This is a genomic window from Halonatronum saccharophilum DSM 13868 (assembly GCF_000517025.1).
GTDB classification, from domain to species: domain Bacteria; phylum Bacillota; class Halanaerobiia; order Halobacteroidales; family Halobacteroidaceae; genus Halonatronum; species Halonatronum saccharophilum.
In genome coordinates this window covers 427,810-445,657 of the sequence record NZ_KI912097.1, presented here as the reverse complement: position 1 = coordinate 445,657, position 17,848 = coordinate 427,810, and the positions used below count along the sequence as shown (strand labels likewise).

Sequence of the window (17,848 nt, the reverse complement as noted above, 5' to 3'; positions counted from 1 at the left end):
ATAGCTTAACCCCTGTTATTTCAAGGGCTGGTCGCACGGACATACAACGTCCCGCGGCTTCGCGACGTCCCTCATAGATACCATTAAACTACCTGATTATTTAATCCTCACATAAGTCAGTTCTCTGGCGTTCTCCTCTTATTACCTGGGATGTAGCTAAGCCGCTGTTATACGAAGTGGTGCCATGCTCAAACCTTCTCATTTTCCAGAAGATATGTTTCCTTTTTCATTAAATCTTTTCCCATATTTATTAAGTGCTTTATCTAATGCTACTTCTAAATTAATTTCAGTCTTATTAGCAATACAAATTAAAGAAAATAGAACATCACCAAATTCATTAATCCATTCATCTGTATTCTCGAATTTTTCTTTCCCATAATTAGAACCTTTTAAAACTTCCTTAGATAACTCTCCCACTTCTGATACAAGGTCAAGCAATCTACTCTCTATTTTTGTTTCAAGATTATTTTCTTTAACAAACTTGTACACCTTACTCTGTAAATCAAAAACTTCCATAAACAACCCTCCCAAAAATCTTAAAGTTTTTTACGAAAAGTAAATTGTTGTTTTTCATTTTTATAACCTATTTTCTGATAAAAAGCATGAGCCTTTTCTCTAAGTACATTTGAGCGTAAACTCACAGCATAACACCCTTTCTCTACTCCCCAGTTTTCAACACATTTCATTAATTGTTTTCCTATTCCTTTCTTTCTTTTTGATTCATCAACAACAATACCACCAATTTCAACCATCAAATCAGCATAAAATAATTTATAAATATAAGCATGAATCCAGCCAACTATTTCCCCATTTGCTAATTCAGCAACATATATTACATGCTCATCATCTTTCAAAATCTTTTTCAATCGTGATTCTAGTTCTTGAAAATTCGTTGAATATCCTAACTGTTCACAAAGAACCGCTAAATATTTTAAATCTTTTTCCTCAGCATTTCTAACAATAAAATCCATATTATTTCTTGTCATATTTTCTTAACCCTCACTTTCTATAAAGATAACAATAAACATCTTCATAGGCACCATTTCGTATAACTTAATATTAACGAAACTCTAACATAAGTATTGTATAAAAATACAATACCATCAAATTAATTCTACATAAAAAATTATATTCCTCCAATATTATCTAATTTTCTAATTGACCCTCAATAAAAATAGAGTAAATGGGCAACTTAAGTTGCCCACTTACTCTATACTTTAACTCTTAATTTTTAATCCTTAACTCTTAATTGCTCTATAGCGCCTCATCGACAACCTTCATAGCACAATAAGATCCACACATAGTACAAGCCTCTTCATCCTTAAGAATCTGATTGTGGGAATCTCTTGACTCTCTAGCCTTCTTAGGGTCGATAGATAGCTCAATCTGCTTCTCCCAATCTAAATCCTTTCTTGCCTTGGCCATCTGACGATCTCTTTCTTTGGCCCCTTTAACACCCTTAGCTATATCGGCAGCATGAGCAGCAATCTTAGAAGCGATAACACCCTCTCTTACATCATCAATATCTGGTAGCCCAATATGCTCAGCAGGAGTTACATAACATAAGAAGTCAGCCCCAGCACTTGCAGCTAGAGTTCCTCCAATAGCAGCAGTAATATGATCATAACCTAAAGCAATATCAGTTACCAAAGGCCCTAAAACATAAAAAGGGGCTCCTTTACATAACTCTTTTTGAATCTTGATATTGGTCTCTATCTGATCAAAAGGAACATGGCCTGGACCTTCTACCATTACTTGAACCTCAGCATCTCTTGCCCTATCTACAAGTTCAGCTAAGACTAAAAGTTCATGGATTTGGGCTCTATCGGTAGCATCAGCTAAAGAACCTGGTCTTAATCCGTCACCTAAGCTTAGTGTTACATCATACTCATAACAGACCTCCAAAAGGCGATCATAATACTCATATAATGGGTTCTCTTTATTGTTATGTAGCATCCAACCGGTCATAAAGGACCCACCACGGCTAACTATATCGGTAACTCTACCTTCATCCCTTAGATGACGGATAGTCTCTAATGTTAGTCCACAGTGAACAGTAATAAAGTCCACCCCATCTTTAGCCTGCTCCTCGATTACTTCAAATAACTCATCTACAGTTATATCTATAATAGCTCTTCCCTCTTGTAGGGTCTCAACCGTTGCTTGATAGATCGGGACAGTACCTAAAGGAACCTCTGCTTCTTTTAAGATTGCTCTTCTAGTCTCATTTATCTTCTCGCCAGTAGATAAATCCATTACTGCATCAGCACCAGCCTCTACTGCTACTTCAAGCTTCTTTAACTCCTTATCAATCTCTGGATAATCCTCTGAAGTACCAAAATTAGCATTAACCTTTGTAGATAGCCCTTCTCCAAATCCATTAGGGTCTAAGTTCTTATGATTCTTATTAGCCGGGATTACTATAGTCCCCTCTGCTATACCCTTTCTGATAAACTCAGTACTTAACCCCTCTTTTTTTGCCACTATCTCCATCTCTTTTGTTATCTTACCCTCTCTCGCTTTAGTAACTTGTGTCATACTCTTTCTCCTCCTTTATTTTAATTTATGTGAAATGTTGAGCTTTATAGTAATAAAGTGTCACTTTCGTGCCACTAGTAATGGGTAATGAGTGAAGAGTAATGAGTAAAGTCAAGAACTCACACCTCCCCCCCTACCCCCCCTTCGGGTCTATCGACCACTCCGTGCAAAACCAGCCTCTCCTCCTCTGAAGAGAGGGGGAAAGTAGTTCCCCCCTCAGAGTCTAAAGAACAAGACTCTTCGTGCCAAGATCAGCTTCTCCTTAGATAAGGGGAAGGGCTTAGGGAAATTATCTTCACAATCACTTTGGTGAAGATAATAACCCTTAAGAGTTTCTTGAAACTCTTAAGGGAGATGGGGTCTGAGGTTTTAAGGTTTTACCCATTACTCATTACTGATTACTCATCACCAGTAATAAAGCTACGCTTTATTACTATTAAGTTTCAATCTTAATTCCCAACCTTAACAAAATGATTAACAGGATTATTACCTCTCCCAACTTTACATCCTTCTTTAATAGCTTTGGTAATGAACTCTTTACTTCTAGCCACACTATCTTCCACAGAATATCCTAAAGCTAGATTACTAGCTATAGCTGCTGAGAGGGTACATCCTGTTCCATGGGTATCCTTCGTATCTATCCTTTGAGTCTTGAACTCAATAAAATCCTCTCCATCATAGAGAATATCTCTAGCAACCTGACCATCTCCATGGCCGCCTTTTACTAGAATATATTCAGAACCCAACTTGTATAAATCTTCTGCTAACTTTTCTAAGCTCACCTCCTCATCCATACCTTTGCCAAGGAGGAACTTTGCTTCATTCAGGTTTGGAGTAATTACCTTAGCTAAAGGAATCAGTTCCTCTTTTAAAGCTTCATTTGCCTCTTTAGCCAATAAAAGATCTCCACTAGTAGCCACCATTACTGGATCTACCACCAAATTATCTAGATTATACTCTTTAACCTTCTTAACTACAGCCCTAATAATATCACTATTGGCCAGCATTCCAGTCTTTAAAGCAGAAAAATTCAAATCACTACAAACAGAATCCAACTGCATTTGCACAAACCCACCACTTAAAGCTTCAAAACCCTGTACACCTAAAGTATTCTGTGCCGTAACGGCAGTAATAACCGTAGCACCATAAACACCAAAGGAAGTCATAGTCTTCAAATCAGCTTGAATACCTGCTCCTCCCCCAGAATCAGACCCTGCAATTGTCAATACCTGCTTCACTAATATCATCTCCTCCTTATAATTGAGTAACACCTTCGTGTTACTAGCTATGAGCTATGTGCCTTAAGCTAAGATCAAGTACTCACCCCCGAAAAGTATAGGATCCAGTGTAAGTTTTTAAGGGTCTTGAACTAGCTCACCCTACAAGTCTAAAAATCAAGACTTTCCGTAATAAAAACCATTCGCACATTACACACGGCACATAGCTGTGTAACTAAAAAGAACACAGTCCCCAACAACGGGAACTGTGTTCTTTATTAATACACCCTCAATAGTGTATCTTCATATGTATAAAGCAATATGATTTAAAGAACCACTTCCCTCCGCTGGTATTATCCAGATCAGGTTCAAGAGTCAAGAGATACATCCCTTTCTCAGCCCTAATAGAGCTCCCCTAGTGGTAAATTCTATTCGATTATCCTTCTTTTAAGATTATATTATATAATCAAAATTATTTCAACTTCTATAATAAATTAAATGATATACTCACTTGCTTATCTTTAAAAGTATTTTTCTAAGCTCAATACATTAAAATCTTCAATATTCTGATCTAAGACATCTAAAAGAGCCTCCATAGTTCCTAATGAAGTAATACAAGGTATATTATACTCTACAGTCTTTCGTCTTAATTGGAAGCCAAAGCGATGGGCCAACTTACCACGAGTTGGAGTATTTAAAACCAAGTCCACTTCACTTTCACCAATCACCTTCAGAGTTTGATCTTTATTAATTTCATCTACTTCTAGACCCTTCTCTTCTAGATATCTAGCTGTATTTGTTGTTGCCACCAAAGCAAATCCTATATCAGATAACCTTTGGGCAATCTTGGCACCTTCTTCCTTATCACGATCAGCTAAAGATAAAAGCACCTTACCCTCTTTTGCTATCTCAAATCCAGCTCCTATCATAGCCTTATAGAGAGCTTTAGCATAGGTAGTATCTGTCCCCATAACCTCTCCAGTAGATTTCATCTCTGGACCTAAGAAGATATCTACATCAGGTAACTTGGCAAAGGAGAAGACAGGTGCCTTAACTGTAATCAACTCCTGCTCTTTGACTACCCCTGTTGAATATCCTAGATCAGAGAGCTTATCACCAAGCATCACCTTAGTAGCCAACTTGACCATAGGAACCTTTGTTACCTTACTCAATATTGGTATGGTTCTACTTGCTCTAGGATTAACCTCTAAGACATAAGGCTTATCATTCTCATCGACAACATACTGAATATTAAATAAACCTTTAATCTGTAAAGCTCTAGCTAGCTTAATAGAATAATCTTCAATCTCCTTTTGTAAATCTTGGCTTAAACTTTGAGGTGGATAAACGGCCATACTATCTCCTGAATGGATACCAGCCTTCTCAATATGCTCCATAATACCAGGAATAACTACAGTCTCACCATCAGAGATAGCATCTACCTCTACCTCCTTACCTACTACATATTTATCAATCAAGACAGGGTGCTTAGGTGACACCTTAACTGCCCTTTCCATATACTCCATCAATTCATCCTGATTATAAACAACCTCCATAGCTTGACCTCCAAGAACATATGAAGGTCTAACCAAAACTGGATAACCAAGATCTTCTGCTACCTTTATAGCCTTATCCTTAGCTGTAACTGTAGCCCCTTGAGGTAATGGTATCTCCAACTTTTCTAATAACTTTAAGAACTTATCACGATCCTCTGCTCTATCCATATCTGCTACACTTGTACCTAAGATAGGAGCTCCTATCTCCTCTAAAGGATGGGCCAAATTTATCGCCGTCTGTCCTCCAAATTGTAGAATAACCCCATCAACCTCTTCATTTTCTATGATATTGCTTACATACTCTAAATTAATTGGCTCAAAGTAAAGCTTATCAGAGGTATCAAAGTCGGTACTTACCGTTTCTGGGTTATTGTTAACGATTACTGCACCAACCCCCTCATCCTTAAGAGCTTGAACTGAGTGAACACTACAGTAATCAAACTCTATACCTTGACCGATTCTAATTGGCCCAGCTCCTACTACTAAGACCTTCTTCTTGTCATCCTTAATTGTCTCATCTTCAAGCTCATAGGTAGAGTAATAATAAGGAGTCTCTGCCTCAAATTCAGCAGCACAGGTATCTACCATCTTATAAGATGGTTTTAAATTTAAAACTTTCCGCATAGTTCTAACCCTATCAACTCCAGTTCCACTAATCTTAGCTAAATAATCATCACTGATCCCTATCTTCTTAGCCTCTTCAACTAAGCTTAAGTTTAAATGACCATGATCTTCTATCTTATTTTTAATATTTATAATATTAGTTAGCTTATTAAGGAAAAAGAGATCAACGCCAGTAAGATCATGTATCTCCTTCTCCTTTACTCCCCTACCTAAAGCTTCAACAATTAAGAATAATCTCTCATCGGTAGCCTCAACTAAAGCCCCTTTCAACTCTTCTTCTGATAAATAAGAGAATTCAGCAGAAGTTAAATCGATACCACTATCTAAGGAATCAATTGCCTTAAGCAAAGCTTCTTCAAAGTTACGTCCAATAGCCATTACTTCACCAGTAGCTTTCATCTGTGTTGTAAGATTGCGATCGGCATCAGAGAACTTATCGAAGGGCCAACGTGGAATCTTTGCCACTATATAATCTAAAGTAGGCTCAAAGCAGGCTGTCGTCTTTCCTGTGATAGAGTTCTCTATCTCATCTAAATGTAATCCAATAGCAATCTTTGCCGAAACTCTAGCAATAGGATATCCTGTAGCCTTAGAAGCTAAAGCACTAGAACGGCTTACCCGAGGGTTAACCTCAATTACCGAATAGTCCATACTCTTAGGATCTAAAGCAAATTGAATATTACAACCCCCTTCAATCTTTAAAGCCCTAATAATCTTTAAAGATGCTGTTCTTAGCATCTGATACTCCTTATCCCTTAAGGTCTGACTAGGGGCAACCACTATACTATCTCCTGTATGTATCCCAACTGGATCAAAGTTCTCCATATTACAAACGATTATACAAGTATCATTCTTATCTCTTAACACCTCATATTCTATCTCTTTCCATCCTGCAATACTCTTCTCTACTAAAACCTGATTAACTGGAGAATTCTTTAAACCTCGACTGACAATATCCTTTAATTCTTCTTCATTGTCAGCAATACCTCCACCAGCTCCTCCCATAGTAAAGGCCGGTCTAATAATCAAAGGATAACCAATCTCTTGAGCAAATTCTAATGCCCCTTCTAAAGTCTGAACAATTCCACTCTCTGCAATAGGCTCGTTAATCTCCTCCATCAGTTTCTTAAACTCATCTCGGTCCTCGGCACCTTTAATAACCTCTAAAGAAGTGCCTAAGAACTTAACATCCTTCCCATCTAAGAAACCAGATTGGGCAAGCTTAGTAGCTAGGTTAAGACCTGTCTGCCCACCTAATGTCGGCAAAATCCCATCAGGCTTCTCCTCATCTATTACCTTTTTTAAAAATTCTAAAGTTAAAGGTTCAATATAAACCTTATCAGCAATATCCTCATCAGTCATAATCGTAGCTGGATTGCTATTGATCAAAACTACCTCTATACCTTCCTCTTGCAAAGCCTTACATGCCTGAGCCCCCGAATAATCAAACTCTGCTGCCTGTCCGATTACAATTGGCCCAGACCCAATAACCAACACCTTACTTATATCTTTATATTTTGGCATACTCAATACTCCCTTCTTTTTATCTACCAGCTGTCAGCGAATGATTTTTATTACGAAGAGTTTTTGAACTATAAAACTCGTAGGGTCAGCCGTCAGCTTAAATCAAAAACTTTTAAAAAATTTAAATGAGTTTTTTAACTCGCATTTATTCGCGAGATTCTTTGCAAACTCATAAGCTTTTAACTTTAGTTTTTAATTCTTAATTATTAATTTTTAACTCTTAGTTATTCTTACGCTGCTTTTTGAAGCATTATCTCTAAAAAGTGATCAAAGATAAAACGTGTATCCTCAGGTCCTGGTGCTGCCTCAGGATGATATTGAATAGAAAAGATAGGTAACCTTAGATGCTTAATCCCCTCTACTGTATTATCATTTAAGTTACGATGAGTTACCTTTAGCTCTTTAGGAAGCCCTTCTTCCTTTAAAGCATAACCATGATTTTGTGATGTGATAAAGACTTTCCCTGTCTCTAAGTCCTTAACAGGTTGGTTTCCCCCTCGATGCCCAAACTTCAGCTTATAAGTATCTCCTCCTAAAGCCAACCCTATGACCTGATGTCCTAAACAAATTCCACAGATTGGATACTCGCCAACCAGAGATTTTACTACCTCTACTACTTCAGGTATATCCTTTGGATCTCCTGGACCATTAGAGATAAATACTCCATCAGGATTTAAAGCTCTTATTACATCTTCCTTTGTATCGGCTGGAAGAACAGTAACCTTAGCTCCTCTATCTACTAAATAATCCAAAATACTATCTTTAACACCTAAATCAATTAAGGCTATATTATAATTTAAACTATCCTCAGCTAAGGTATATATATCCTCAGTAGTCACCTTTGACACTACATCTTTTGGAAATGAACTCGCTTTTGCTTTGGCAACCAACTTACCTATATTGCTCTCCTCTGTAGAGATCACCCCTTGCATCATACCCTTGTCTCTAATATGCTTGGTTAAAGCACGAGTATCAATTCCTTTGATACCAATAACATTATTTTGGGTCAAATAATCACTTACCTTACCTGACTCCTGCCAGTTACTTGGCCAATCGCAATCTTCTCTTACAATAAAACCAGACAAATGTAATCCTTTAGATTCACTATCGATATCATTAACACCATAATTCCCAATCAATGGATAGGTCATAGTAACCAGTTGGCCCTTATAAGAAGGATCTGTTAATACCTCCTGATAACCTGTCATACTCGTATTAAAGACAACCTCTCCAGTGACCTCACCCTTGGCCCCTAAGGATTCTCCTATAAAATACCTGCCATCCTCTAAAGCTAAAATAGCCTTCACATCTACTCACTCCTCTATACTCAATATTTATAGTCATTGTAATTAACTTTTTTATAATTATACAATAAAATGAATCTTTATGCAAGTATAGGTGAAAAATATTCCTTATCTGTATAGTAATAAAGTGCCACTTTCGTGCCACTAGTAATGGGTAATGAGTGAAAAGTAATGAGTAAAGTCAAAATCTCAAAACCTCTTATAAGTCTTAGGGAACAAAGGGGTTTCTGTTTTCTTAAGGTTTTACCCATTACTCATTACTGATTACTCATCACCAGTAATAAAGCTCCGCTTTATTACTATTATGCTTCTTTTTAAGATCTTAGATATATTATAGACCAGCAAAGAATAATAATTAACTAATATACATATAATCCTATGAGTATATTTGAGGGGGAAAACTATGTTTATCTTAATTAGACTAAAAAGAAAAAAGTTAATTTTTGGGCTTATTGCCTTCTTGGCCCTTGGAGGCTTAGGTGCTTACTTCTGGAATACACCTACAGAAGTACCTGTTATACTTATAGATGAAAATTCAAAAAGTATATTTAATATAAGAGTGCAAGAAATCTTTGATATTAGAAATAAAGCTTTATTAGAAGGGAATAAAGAAATTCTAAAAAGTTTATATAATAGAAAGGTTAGAAATGGAGTCTGGGCCTATGAACATGATATAAAAAAAATGAAATATTTACATAGTTGGTCTATCAAACAAGGTGTAATCTTTGAGGATATTAATTCCCAAGTGATTGTCCGAGGTGGAAGAGATAAAGGAGAAGTAACTACCCTTAACTTGTTGGTTTCTACAGAGTATATCTACTCTTACAAAGACCAACCTAGAAAATATAACTTCTTTAGAATTGGAACCTATCATACCTTAGATTTAATGGAAAAAGATGATAGGTGGATAATCAAAAAGGAATGGTATGCCGATCCCTTTGCCGACTCTTTAAATTTAAATAATATTAAAGATAATGAATTAAGGGAAATAATAATGAGTAAAGAAGCTAGAGACCTATCTGATCTAAATGAAAGAAGGGTTAATGCAATAGCTTATGTAGATAAATATTCTGGTGCTGCGAATCTTCCTGAATACGGATTTCAATATAATTATGATTATAGAAATTATAATCCTTTAGGTGGGGATTGTACAAATTTTGCCTCTCAAATGCTCTATGAAGGTGGAGGGTTTAGAAAGACAGGGGCTTGGAATTATAATCGAGGAGGAGCAACAAAGGCTTGGGTAAATGCCCATGCTTTCAATTCTTTTATGCTCGGTAGTGGTAGAGCGTCTTTGATTGCTCGTGGTTCTTATGAAGATGTACTGAAGAGATCTTATAAGCTATTACCTGGTGATTATGTGGCTTATGAGAAGAAAGGACGGGTCAAACATATCTCAGTCGTTAGTGGCTTAGATTCCAAGGGATATCCCTTAGTAAACTCTCACAATGCTGATCGACATAGAGTACCTTGGGATTTAGGATGGAGTGATAGGGGAGTGAAGTTTCAGTTAATTCGGGTGCACTATTAAAAAGTGTCAAAAATCGGTGTCTGTATCAGTAACAAAGGAAGTTAAGCTAACAGAATTCTCCTTAATTAATTAGTTACCCATTTTAACTATGATAATCTAAAAACCCCAAAAAGAAAAAATCACCCTTCTCTCTTGAAGGAGTGATTTTTGAATTATACCGACACTAACCACTGTCACAGACACTGTAAATTAAAATGCCATTATATCAATATCACTATCACTAGTATCATTATCTCTTGTCTCAACAGTAACAATAAGTCTAACTGGTAGAGATACAATAGTCTGATAAGGCTCACTTATCCATCCCATATCTACATGAATAGATAAAGGAGATATCTCTTTACTTAACCTTTCCATCCTTACTCTACCATCCTTCATCCTTAGTACACCTTCATAGGAATTTCCTTCTACATCAAAGTAGAACTTATGGCGCTTAAGCTCTTCATTATCTTCTAAAGGATGCCTAAAGACTTCTTGATTATCAACGGTAACGACTACTTCCTTCAAATCACCAGCACTACCTATAACCCTAGGAGTTATCACTACCATAGATAAACTTATTATTAAAATAGAGACTATGACAATCTTGTCAGCCAAAGTCATCAATTGATTTAACTTTTTTAAGTTTAACTCTTTTATTATTCTTTTTATCATCGTTATCATATCCTTCTAATTTAAGAGTACCTTCTTCTTCCTTTATTATAACTTATCTAACTAAGAAATTAAAGTAATAATATTATCGATGATTAAATTTTAAAATATCCTCTTCAATAATATTGGCTACTGCTTTAACCTCTTTAGAGAAAAGTACCTCAGTCAGATTGGGCTCTTTATTTATAATCTGGGCCAACACCTCATTAGAATTAAAGATTGGCTCATCATAAGAGCTTGGTCTGAAAATTTCTATCTTAGGATGATCGCCTTCCTTATCCCCTTCTACAAGGATCAGATCTAAATCAGAGCTCATATAACCATCAACTACCTCAGCTACACTAGGCTCTTCTTCTACATCCTTAATCATAATCAACCGATCAGCAGAAGAGATGATAACCTCCTCTGCCCCTGCTTTCTTATGCCTCCAACTATCCTTACCAGGCTTATCTACCACGACCCTATGGGCATTATGCTTAATCGTCCCTACCCTATAACCTCTCCCCTTCATCTCAGTGATCAACTTGGTCATAAAGGTAGTCTTTCCAGAGTTAGTCCACCCAACTATCGATACTATAGGAATCATATATAAACCTCCTTTTATTAGCTATCAACTATCAGCTTTCAGCCCTCAGCTAAAACCTTTTAAAAACTTAGATCATCAAATCTGACAAAATTTCAGACTAAATCTTTGAATTGCCCTGACCAAACATTCTTTATTCTTTATCCTTTATCCCTTACCCTCTGCTCTCCCACACTCTCCACCTCTACCTTGCAAAATTTCTATAGCATGAGGAAGCACATCAAGGATTACCTCTAAACACTCCCTAACAGCTTTAGGACTACCAGGTAGATTGACTATCAAAGAGTTGGCTCTTGTTCCTGCAAGACCCCTTGTTAGCATAGCTCGAGATGTCTTCTTTAAACTCTTGGCTCGCATCGCTTCAGCAAGACCTGGAACCTCCCTCTCGATTACCTCTAAGGTAGCATCTGGAGTAAAGTCTCTTGGCGATAAACCAGTTCCACCAGTAGTTAGGATCAAATCTAAACCTAAGTCATCTACCTGCTTTTTTAGCTCTTTTATTATACCCTCCTTGTCATCAGGAATAACCTTGTAGTATTCAACCTTGGCCCCAATACTCTTAACTATCCTTTTAATCGTTGGCCCGCTCTCATCTTTTCTATCACCTGACGCACCCTTATCGCTCAAAGTCAAGACCCCTACCCTAATCATTTAGCATCACTTCAATCTTGACTCCAGCAGCAATTGGCCCGCCCTTTAAGACCTTAGCAAAGATTCCACGTTTAGGCATAATACAGTCTCCAACCTGGTAATAAATCTTACAGCGATCATGACACTCCTTACCTATCTGAGTAACCTCCAACAATACCCCTTCTCCTAGGAGCAACTTTGTACCTACCGGTAAGTTAGATAGATTCAAGCCTTTAGTAACAATGTTCTCACCAAAGGCACCCATCTCTAACTCTAACCCCTTACTCTTCATAATATCTATATCCTCTTCACCTAAGAGGCTGACCTGACGATGCCAATCTCCTGCATGGGCATCACCTTCTAAACCATGATTCTCTTTTAAGTAACCTTCACTTACCTCCTCCTTAGCTACTCCCTTCTCCTCACTTTTACAGAGTGCAACGACCTCTCCTTGTAATTCTTGGGCCAAATAGTCTCCACTCTTTCCTCCACTCTTCTTAAGTAGCTTTATCTCACCTATCTCAATCCCCTTATCTACAGCCTTGCACATATCATAGATGGTTAATGCAGCAATTGATACAGCAGTCAAGGCTTCCATCTCAACCCCTGTCTTTCCACTTATCTTAACCGTTGCTAATATCTCTATAACTAAATCTCTCTCCCTAAGATTAAACCTCAAATCTATACCACTGACCAACAAAGGATGACACATAGGAATCAAATCTGGAGTCCTTTTCACTCCCATAATTCCTGCTACTCTAGCTACCTCTAACACATTACCCTTCTCTATCTTCTGATCCTTAATCAACCTTAAAGTCTCTTGGCCAACCTTAACCTCACCTTTGGCAATAGCCACCCGCTTGCTTGCCGATTTATCACCAACATCAACCATCCTTGATCTACCTTCTTCATCAAAATGACTTAATCTTCCCATCTTTATCCCCCTATCTCTGACATATTTTTAAAAAAGTTATCTCCCTGTTCCATCTGATGTTCCTTGGGCTTTCTTCTAATAGACTTTAAAAAGACCTCTTCTAACTCCTTAATCTCTTTATTTCCCCTTAATATCTCCTTTAATCCATATTCATTATCACTTGATAGACAAGGCCTTAATTGACCAGTTGCCGTCAACCTTAATCTATTACAACTACTACAAAAGTGATTGCTAATTGGAGTGATAAATCCAAGAGTCCCTAAAGCATTAGGAAGTTGATAATAGTACGCTGGACCATTTCCCTTATTAAATTTGGTAGGTAGGAGCCTCTCTCTTTTTCTAATCCTAGCCTTTAAGTTACCAATACTTAGATATCGATCATCATCCTTAGCAGAATTATTGCCAGCCGGCATAAATTCAATGAATCTAATATGCAAAGGCTTCTCTTTAGTTAAATTAATAAAGTCAAATATCTCATCATCATTAATCCCCTTCATTAATACTACATTAACCTTAACAGGGTCAAGACCAAGCTCCAATGCCTTTTCTATACCACTTATAACTTGTCTATGCTGGTCATAACCTGTAATTCTCTTAAACTTATTAGGATCTAGAGTATCTAAACTGATATTGACCCGATCTAGCCCTACTGATAATAGTTCTTCCCCATACTTATTTAATAATATACCATTGGTGGTTAAAGAGACCTCATTGATTCCTCCTATCCCTTTTAACATTCTAACGAGATTAACAATTTCTGGCCTCAATAGAGGTTCACCTCCTGTTAGCCTAACCTTCTTAACCCCTAACCTTACACTAGCTTGAACAACCTTAACTATCTCTTCATAGGTCAATATCTCTTTATGATCAGTCAAATCAACCCCTTGAGATGGCATACAATAATAACAGCGCAAATTACATCTATCAGTCACTGAAATCCTTAAATAATCTACCCTTCGCCCTAAATCATCGATAAGATTATTCATACTCTATCATCTCTCCTGTCCTAGAGCTATCATATCCTGGAATATCATTTACCTTTTTCTTGAAATTATCACTCCTAATAACCTTTAATAAACTCTTTACCCTCTCGTCTTCTAGATACTCATTAGGTATTAAGATATCATACCTTTCTTTAGCAAGAGAAATAAAGCCTAAATCAAAGGCTTGAGCTGCTGCTAAGATCCCCAATCCTGTATCTGCACTACCACTAGCTATAGCCGCTGCCAAAGTCATATGAGTATACTCTATACGATCATACCCATTAATCTCCTCAGGCTCTATACCATACTCTTTCAACTTATAGTCGAATAAGACCCTAGTCCCTGCTCCACGCTGACGATTGATAAATAGGAGATTATCTTTAGTCAGATCTCTTATACCCTTAATCACTTTATCCTTATCCCTTCTAAAGATTAGACCTTGGTCTCGATAAACTAGATTAACTAGTGTTATATCTCTATCTCGAAGAAACTTTTTTATATAAGATATATTATATTCACCACTCTGTGGGTCTAGGAGATGGACTCCTGCTAGATGTACTTCCCTTCTCTTTAATGCCGTTACTCCTCCTAAACTTCCTGTAGACTTACTTATAAAACTACAACCTTCTATAGCTAATCTGTTCTTTAGTATATCTAAGGTTAAATCATTACTACCTGCCATTAATATAGTACTATCACCCTTCACTTTATCCTTTAATAACTCTACCTCAACCTCTTCTTTACTATTTAGACCTTCACTAAATTCAGAGATAGTTACTAAACCATCACCTTCTACCAGTGAACCCATTACTCCAGATGATCTAGGTAAGGGGATAGCTAAGAGATTGCCATCTAATTGGGCCAATTTAACTCGTAAAAACTCTCTAAACCCTAAACTAGAAAGAACCTTAGCCCCTATTTGGGCCTTTAGCTTCTTAACCTCCACCTCTTCTTCTCCAGCCAACTGAGAGATTACTGGTCGAGCAAATAGTCTAAAGGTTAAAACCGCTGCTACAGGATAGCCGGGAACCCCAATGACAGGGGTATTATTTATAACCCCTAGTATAACAGGTCCACCTGGCTTGATACTAACCCCATGGACTAGAACTTCTCCTAATTCATCTATAATATCTGCCGTATAATCTTCCCTTCCAGCAGAAGATCCAGCTGTAATTACTACTAGATCCTTCTCCTTTGCCGCTTCACTCAACTTCTTTTTAATCTCTTCATAGTTATCAGGGGTAATATCACCTCTAAAAGGAACTCCTCCCCACTCTTTGATAAGATTAGCTAATACATGAGAATTATACTCTATTATATCCCCAGAAGATAGGTCAGTCCCTGGTCCTACCAATTCGCTACCAGTAGGAATAATCTCAACCTTCGGTTTAGAGTACACATCAATCTCAAGCACTCCTCCTTCTAGTACTAGCCCAATATCATAAGGGGTTATCTGACGACCAACAGGTAGAATCAACTCTCCCTTTACCAAACTCTCACCCACAGTTCTTACGTGTTGCCAAGGGGTTACACCCTTTTCAATCTCTACAGTATTTTTATCTATTATATTTACATCTTCGATCATAACTACCGCATTGAACTCTTCAGGGATTGGATCTCCTGTATCTATTAACTTATAATCCTTATCCTTCTGAAGTCTAATTGGATTCTTCTCTGAAGCTCCCGCCGTTCTTTCAGCCTTAACAGCAATCCCATCCATAGCTGAGGCATGGTAATGGGGGGCTGAGACTTTAGCCAAGATTGGTTTAGCTGTTATCCTATTTAGACCATCTCTAATATCTATCTTTTCACTTGCTCTCTTTAAATTTAAAGCAGGGTGCCACCTTCTCTTTGCTTCTTCTACTGATACATTATCTAAATAAATATCTCTGGCCATCTCACTATCTCCCACCCTTCTTTTATTAACGAATTGTACTAGTAACGAATTGTACTAGTGTTGAATTGATACTTAATAGTAATTTTAGCTAAATAGCAACACCTGAACCTCTGCTCCTTTTTCGAATCCCTCTACACCTAAAGGTACCTTAATTAGGCCATCTGCTTGAACCATAGTAGTAATCAAACTTGACTTTCCTAAGATGGGTTTGGCCCATAATTGATTCTTCTCATTTACTAGCTCTACCCTTAAATACTCTTCTCTCCCTTTATCAGAGGCTACATTACGACTTATCTTAGCGGAGATTGAAGGTTTAAAAGAATTAATCTTTTGCCCAGCTAACTTCTTAATAATGGGTGCAACTACAGTCATAAAGACTACCATTGCTGAGGTAGGATGTCCTGGCAATCCGATAACGATAGTATCACCAACAACAGCCACAATTGTAGGTTTTCCTGGCTTAATACTTATCCCATGAATCAAGACCCCTGGATCTCCTAACTGATTTAAAACTTCAATAGTCAAATCTTTAGTACCAACAGAACTACCACCAGATAAGATCACCAGATCATTACCCTCTAAACTACCTCCTACTCTCTGCATTAACTCCTCTTTATTATCAGCGATAATTCCACCATAATTGATCTCCCCTCCACTCTCTTCAACTAAGGTACCTATAGAGTAAGAGTTGATATCTCTTATTTGTCCCGAATTAATCTCCTCCTTTGGAGGTACCAGCTCATCACCAGTAGAAAAGACCTTAACCTTAAGCTTAGGAAAGACTTCTACCTCTGTAATACCGATTCCAGCCAAAGCCCCTATATCTTGGGATCTTAATCTTTGGCCCTTCTTTAATATGGTACTTCCTTTACCTATATCTTCTCCCTTTAAAACTACATTTTCTCCACTAGCAACAGCCTTAAAGACTTCAACTGTATCTTCATCCAACGTTTCTGTATACTCTACCATTACAACACTATCTGCTCCCTTAGGCAACATACCACCAGTAGCAATCTTAATAGCCTCTCCACTCTTAATCTCTTGATTTGCCTCTTCGCCCATTAACACCTCTCCTACAAGGTCCAAATAAATAGGCATAGATTCAGAAGCACCAAAGGTATCCACTCCCCTGACAGCATATCCATCCATTGTCGATCTAGAGAAAGGGGGCAGATCGATACTACTAACAATATCTTTGGCTAATATCCTCCCCTTTGCTTCTAATATCCCTATTCTCTCAACCTCTAACTCAACATTTAGCTCTCCCTCTAAAACCTCAGAAATACTATCTATCTCAATTAATTGAAAGAGTTCTGACATTAATTGACCCTCCTCGAGACAAGCCCACGAGGATTCTTAGGCTGAGAGTGTAACCACTACTCATATCTCCTAAGCGTAACTTCCCGTTAGTCCAACGGTACATATCCTAAGTGGTACTTGCCTTTATTTTTAATCCTTCGTTTAAAATATTTATACTTGCATTAATATCCCTATCCCAAAACGATTTACATTCGGGACATTCCCACTTTCTAACCTTCAAATCTTTAACATTCTCATTCTTGTAGCCACAATTGCTACATAATTGACTACTAGCGAAGAAAGTGTCTATTTTGACTAAATCTCTTCCATACCATTTAGCTTTATAAGTTAGTAATTCAATAAACTTACTCCAAGATACATCTGATATGGATTTAGCTAACTTAGAATTTTTAAGCATATTCTTTACTTTCAAAGTTTCAACTACTATAAGTTGATTTTCCTTAATTAGCTTAGTTGACAACTTATGAAGAAAGTCTAATCTAATATTAGCTATCTTTTCGTGAACTTTACCTAATTTCTTTTTAACTTTGTACCAATTATTAGAACCTTTTTCTTT

15 protein-coding genes and 1 riboswitch are annotated in these 17,848 nt (G+C 37.2%); of the genes, 1 reads left to right on the top strand and 14 read right to left on the bottom strand.

Translation table 11 applies throughout. The annotated features are described in order from the left end of the window. Positions 1-198 precede the first annotated feature (198 nt). The 6 genes from HALSAC_RS0113425 to carA form a co-directional block, all read right to left on the bottom strand. Positions 199-516 (bottom strand): MazG nucleotide pyrophosphohydrolase domain-containing protein, encoded by a 318-nt coding sequence (locus HALSAC_RS0113425; RefSeq protein WP_027340696.1) that lies wholly within the window; start codon positions 514-516, stop codon positions 199-201. A 20-nt stretch (positions 517-536) separates the two neighbouring features. Next, positions 537-971, bottom strand: coding sequence for a GNAT family N-acetyltransferase (locus tag HALSAC_RS0113420; RefSeq protein ID WP_027340695.1), 435 nt, complete (start codon positions 969-971; stop codon positions 537-539). 283 nt (positions 972-1,254) lie between these two features. Beyond that, positions 1,255-2,538 (bottom strand): phosphomethylpyrimidine synthase ThiC, encoded by a 1,284-nt coding sequence (thiC, locus tag HALSAC_RS0113415; protein ID WP_027340694.1) that lies wholly within the window; start codon positions 2,536-2,538, stop codon positions 1,255-1,257. Between the two features lie 449 nt (positions 2,539-2,987). Next, positions 2,988-3,776 carry a bifunctional hydroxymethylpyrimidine kinase/phosphomethylpyrimidine kinase gene (gene thiD / locus HALSAC_RS0113410; protein WP_027340693.1) on the bottom strand — a complete coding sequence of 263 codons (789 nt, stop codon included), beginning with the start codon at positions 3,774-3,776 and terminating at the stop codon, positions 2,988-2,990. A 301-nt stretch (positions 3,777-4,077) separates the two neighbouring features. Further along, a riboswitch (TPP riboswitch) is annotated at positions 4,078-4,182 on the bottom strand. 94 nt (positions 4,183-4,276) lie between these two features. Continuing rightward, on the bottom strand, positions 4,277-7,459 hold the full coding sequence (carB, locus tag HALSAC_RS0113405) for a carbamoyl-phosphate synthase large subunit (protein ID WP_027340692.1): 3,183 nt from the start codon (positions 7,457-7,459) through the stop codon (positions 4,277-4,279). A gap of 230 nt (positions 7,460-7,689) precedes the next feature. Next, the gene (carA, locus tag HALSAC_RS0113400; protein ID WP_027340691.1) at positions 7,690-8,766 is read right to left on the bottom strand and encodes a glutamine-hydrolyzing carbamoyl-phosphate synthase small subunit; all 1,077 of its coding nucleotides are present in this window, start codon (positions 8,764-8,766) and stop codon (positions 7,690-7,692) included. A 400-nt stretch (positions 8,767-9,166) separates the two neighbouring features. Between carA and HALSAC_RS0113395 the strand changes: the two genes are divergently transcribed. Beyond that, positions 9,167-10,294 (top strand): amidase domain-containing protein, encoded by a 1,128-nt coding sequence (locus HALSAC_RS0113395; protein WP_027340690.1) that lies wholly within the window; start codon positions 9,167-9,169, stop codon positions 10,292-10,294. Positions 10,295-10,483: 189 nt separating this feature from the next. Here the strand turns inward: HALSAC_RS0113395 and HALSAC_RS0113390 are convergent, their stop codons facing one another. The 8 genes from HALSAC_RS0113390 to HALSAC_RS0113355 form a co-directional block, all read right to left on the bottom strand. Further along, positions 10,484-10,948, bottom strand: a complete 465-nt coding sequence (locus HALSAC_RS0113390) for a NusG domain II-containing protein (RefSeq protein WP_245579483.1) — start codon at positions 10,946-10,948, stop codon at positions 10,484-10,486. Positions 10,949-11,030: 82 nt separating this feature from the next. Beyond that, entirely contained in the window at positions 11,031-11,531 is a 501-nt protein-coding gene (gene mobB, locus HALSAC_RS0113385) for a molybdopterin-guanine dinucleotide biosynthesis protein B (protein WP_027340688.1), read from the bottom strand. A gap of 144 nt (positions 11,532-11,675) precedes the next feature. After that, positions 11,676-12,179, bottom strand: a complete 504-nt coding sequence (locus HALSAC_RS0113380) for a MogA/MoaB family molybdenum cofactor biosynthesis protein (protein ID WP_027340687.1) — start codon at positions 12,177-12,179, stop codon at positions 11,676-11,678. Beyond that, the gene (moaC, locus tag HALSAC_RS17720) at positions 12,172-13,092 is read right to left on the bottom strand and encodes a cyclic pyranopterin monophosphate synthase MoaC (protein WP_027340686.1); all 921 of its coding nucleotides are present in this window, start codon (positions 13,090-13,092) and stop codon (positions 12,172-12,174) included. The genes HALSAC_RS0113380 and moaC overlap by 8 nt, the downstream gene beginning before the upstream one ends. Before the next feature lie 2 nt (positions 13,093-13,094). Beyond that, a complete protein-coding gene (moaA, locus tag HALSAC_RS0113370) occupies positions 13,095-14,078 on the bottom strand; it encodes a GTP 3',8-cyclase MoaA (RefSeq protein ID WP_027340685.1) in 984 nt (327 codons plus the stop codon). Then, positions 14,071-15,972: a molybdopterin biosynthesis protein gene (locus HALSAC_RS0113365; protein WP_027340684.1), complete on the bottom strand. Its 1,902-nt coding sequence runs from the start codon at positions 15,970-15,972 to the stop codon at positions 14,071-14,073. Before HALSAC_RS0113365 ends, moaA begins: the two co-directional genes overlap by 8 nt. Positions 15,973-16,056: 84 nt before the next feature. Beyond that, entirely contained in the window at positions 16,057-17,292 is a 1,236-nt protein-coding gene (locus tag HALSAC_RS0113360; RefSeq protein ID WP_027340683.1) for a molybdopterin molybdotransferase MoeA, read from the bottom strand. A gap of 106 nt (positions 17,293-17,398) precedes the next feature. Then, positions 17,399-17,848, bottom strand: a 450-nt coding sequence (locus HALSAC_RS0113355; protein WP_027340682.1) for an RNA-guided endonuclease TnpB family protein, incomplete at its 5' end; no start/stop codon positions are given.

Bases quoted from the DNA above. Each gene is read 5' to 3' on its own strand.
- HALSAC_RS0113380 (WP_027340687.1), bottom strand. From the start codon at position 12,179: ATGATTAGGGTAGGGGTCTTGACTTTGAGCGATAAGGGTGCGTCAGGT.
- HALSAC_RS0113420 (WP_027340695.1), bottom strand. From the start codon at position 971: ATGGATTTTATTGTTAGAAATGCTGAGGAAAAAGATTTAAAATATTTA.
- thiC (WP_027340694.1), bottom strand. From the start codon at position 2,538: ATGACACAAGTTACTAAAGCGAGAGAGGGTAAGATAACAAAAGAGATG.
- HALSAC_RS0113390 (WP_245579483.1), bottom strand. From the start codon at position 10,948: ATGATAAAAAGAATAATAAAAGAGTTAAACTTAAAAAAGTTAAATCAA.
- moaA (WP_027340685.1), bottom strand. From the start codon at position 14,078: ATGAATAATCTTATCGATGATTTAGGGCGAAGGGTAGATTATTTAAGG.
- moaC (WP_027340686.1), bottom strand. From the start codon at position 13,092: ATGGGAAGATTAAGTCATTTTGATGAAGAAGGTAGATCAAGGATGGTT.
- HALSAC_RS0113425 (WP_027340696.1), bottom strand. From the start codon at position 516: ATGGAAGTTTTTGATTTACAGAGTAAGGTGTACAAGTTTGTTAAAGAA.
- HALSAC_RS0113395 (WP_027340690.1), top strand. From the start codon at position 9,167: ATGTTTATCTTAATTAGACTAAAAAGAAAAAAGTTAATTTTTGGGCTT.
- HALSAC_RS0113365 (WP_027340684.1), bottom strand. From the start codon at position 15,972: ATGGCCAGAGATATTTATTTAGATAATGTATCAGTAGAAGAAGCAAAG.
- carB (WP_027340692.1), bottom strand. From the start codon at position 7,459: ATGCCAAAATATAAAGATATAAGTAAGGTGTTGGTTATTGGGTCTGGG.
- mobB (WP_027340688.1), bottom strand. From the start codon at position 11,531: ATGATTCCTATAGTATCGATAGTTGGGTGGACTAACTCTGGAAAGACT.
- HALSAC_RS0113360 (WP_027340683.1), bottom strand. From the start codon at position 17,292: ATGTCAGAACTCTTTCAATTAATTGAGATAGATAGTATTTCTGAGGTT.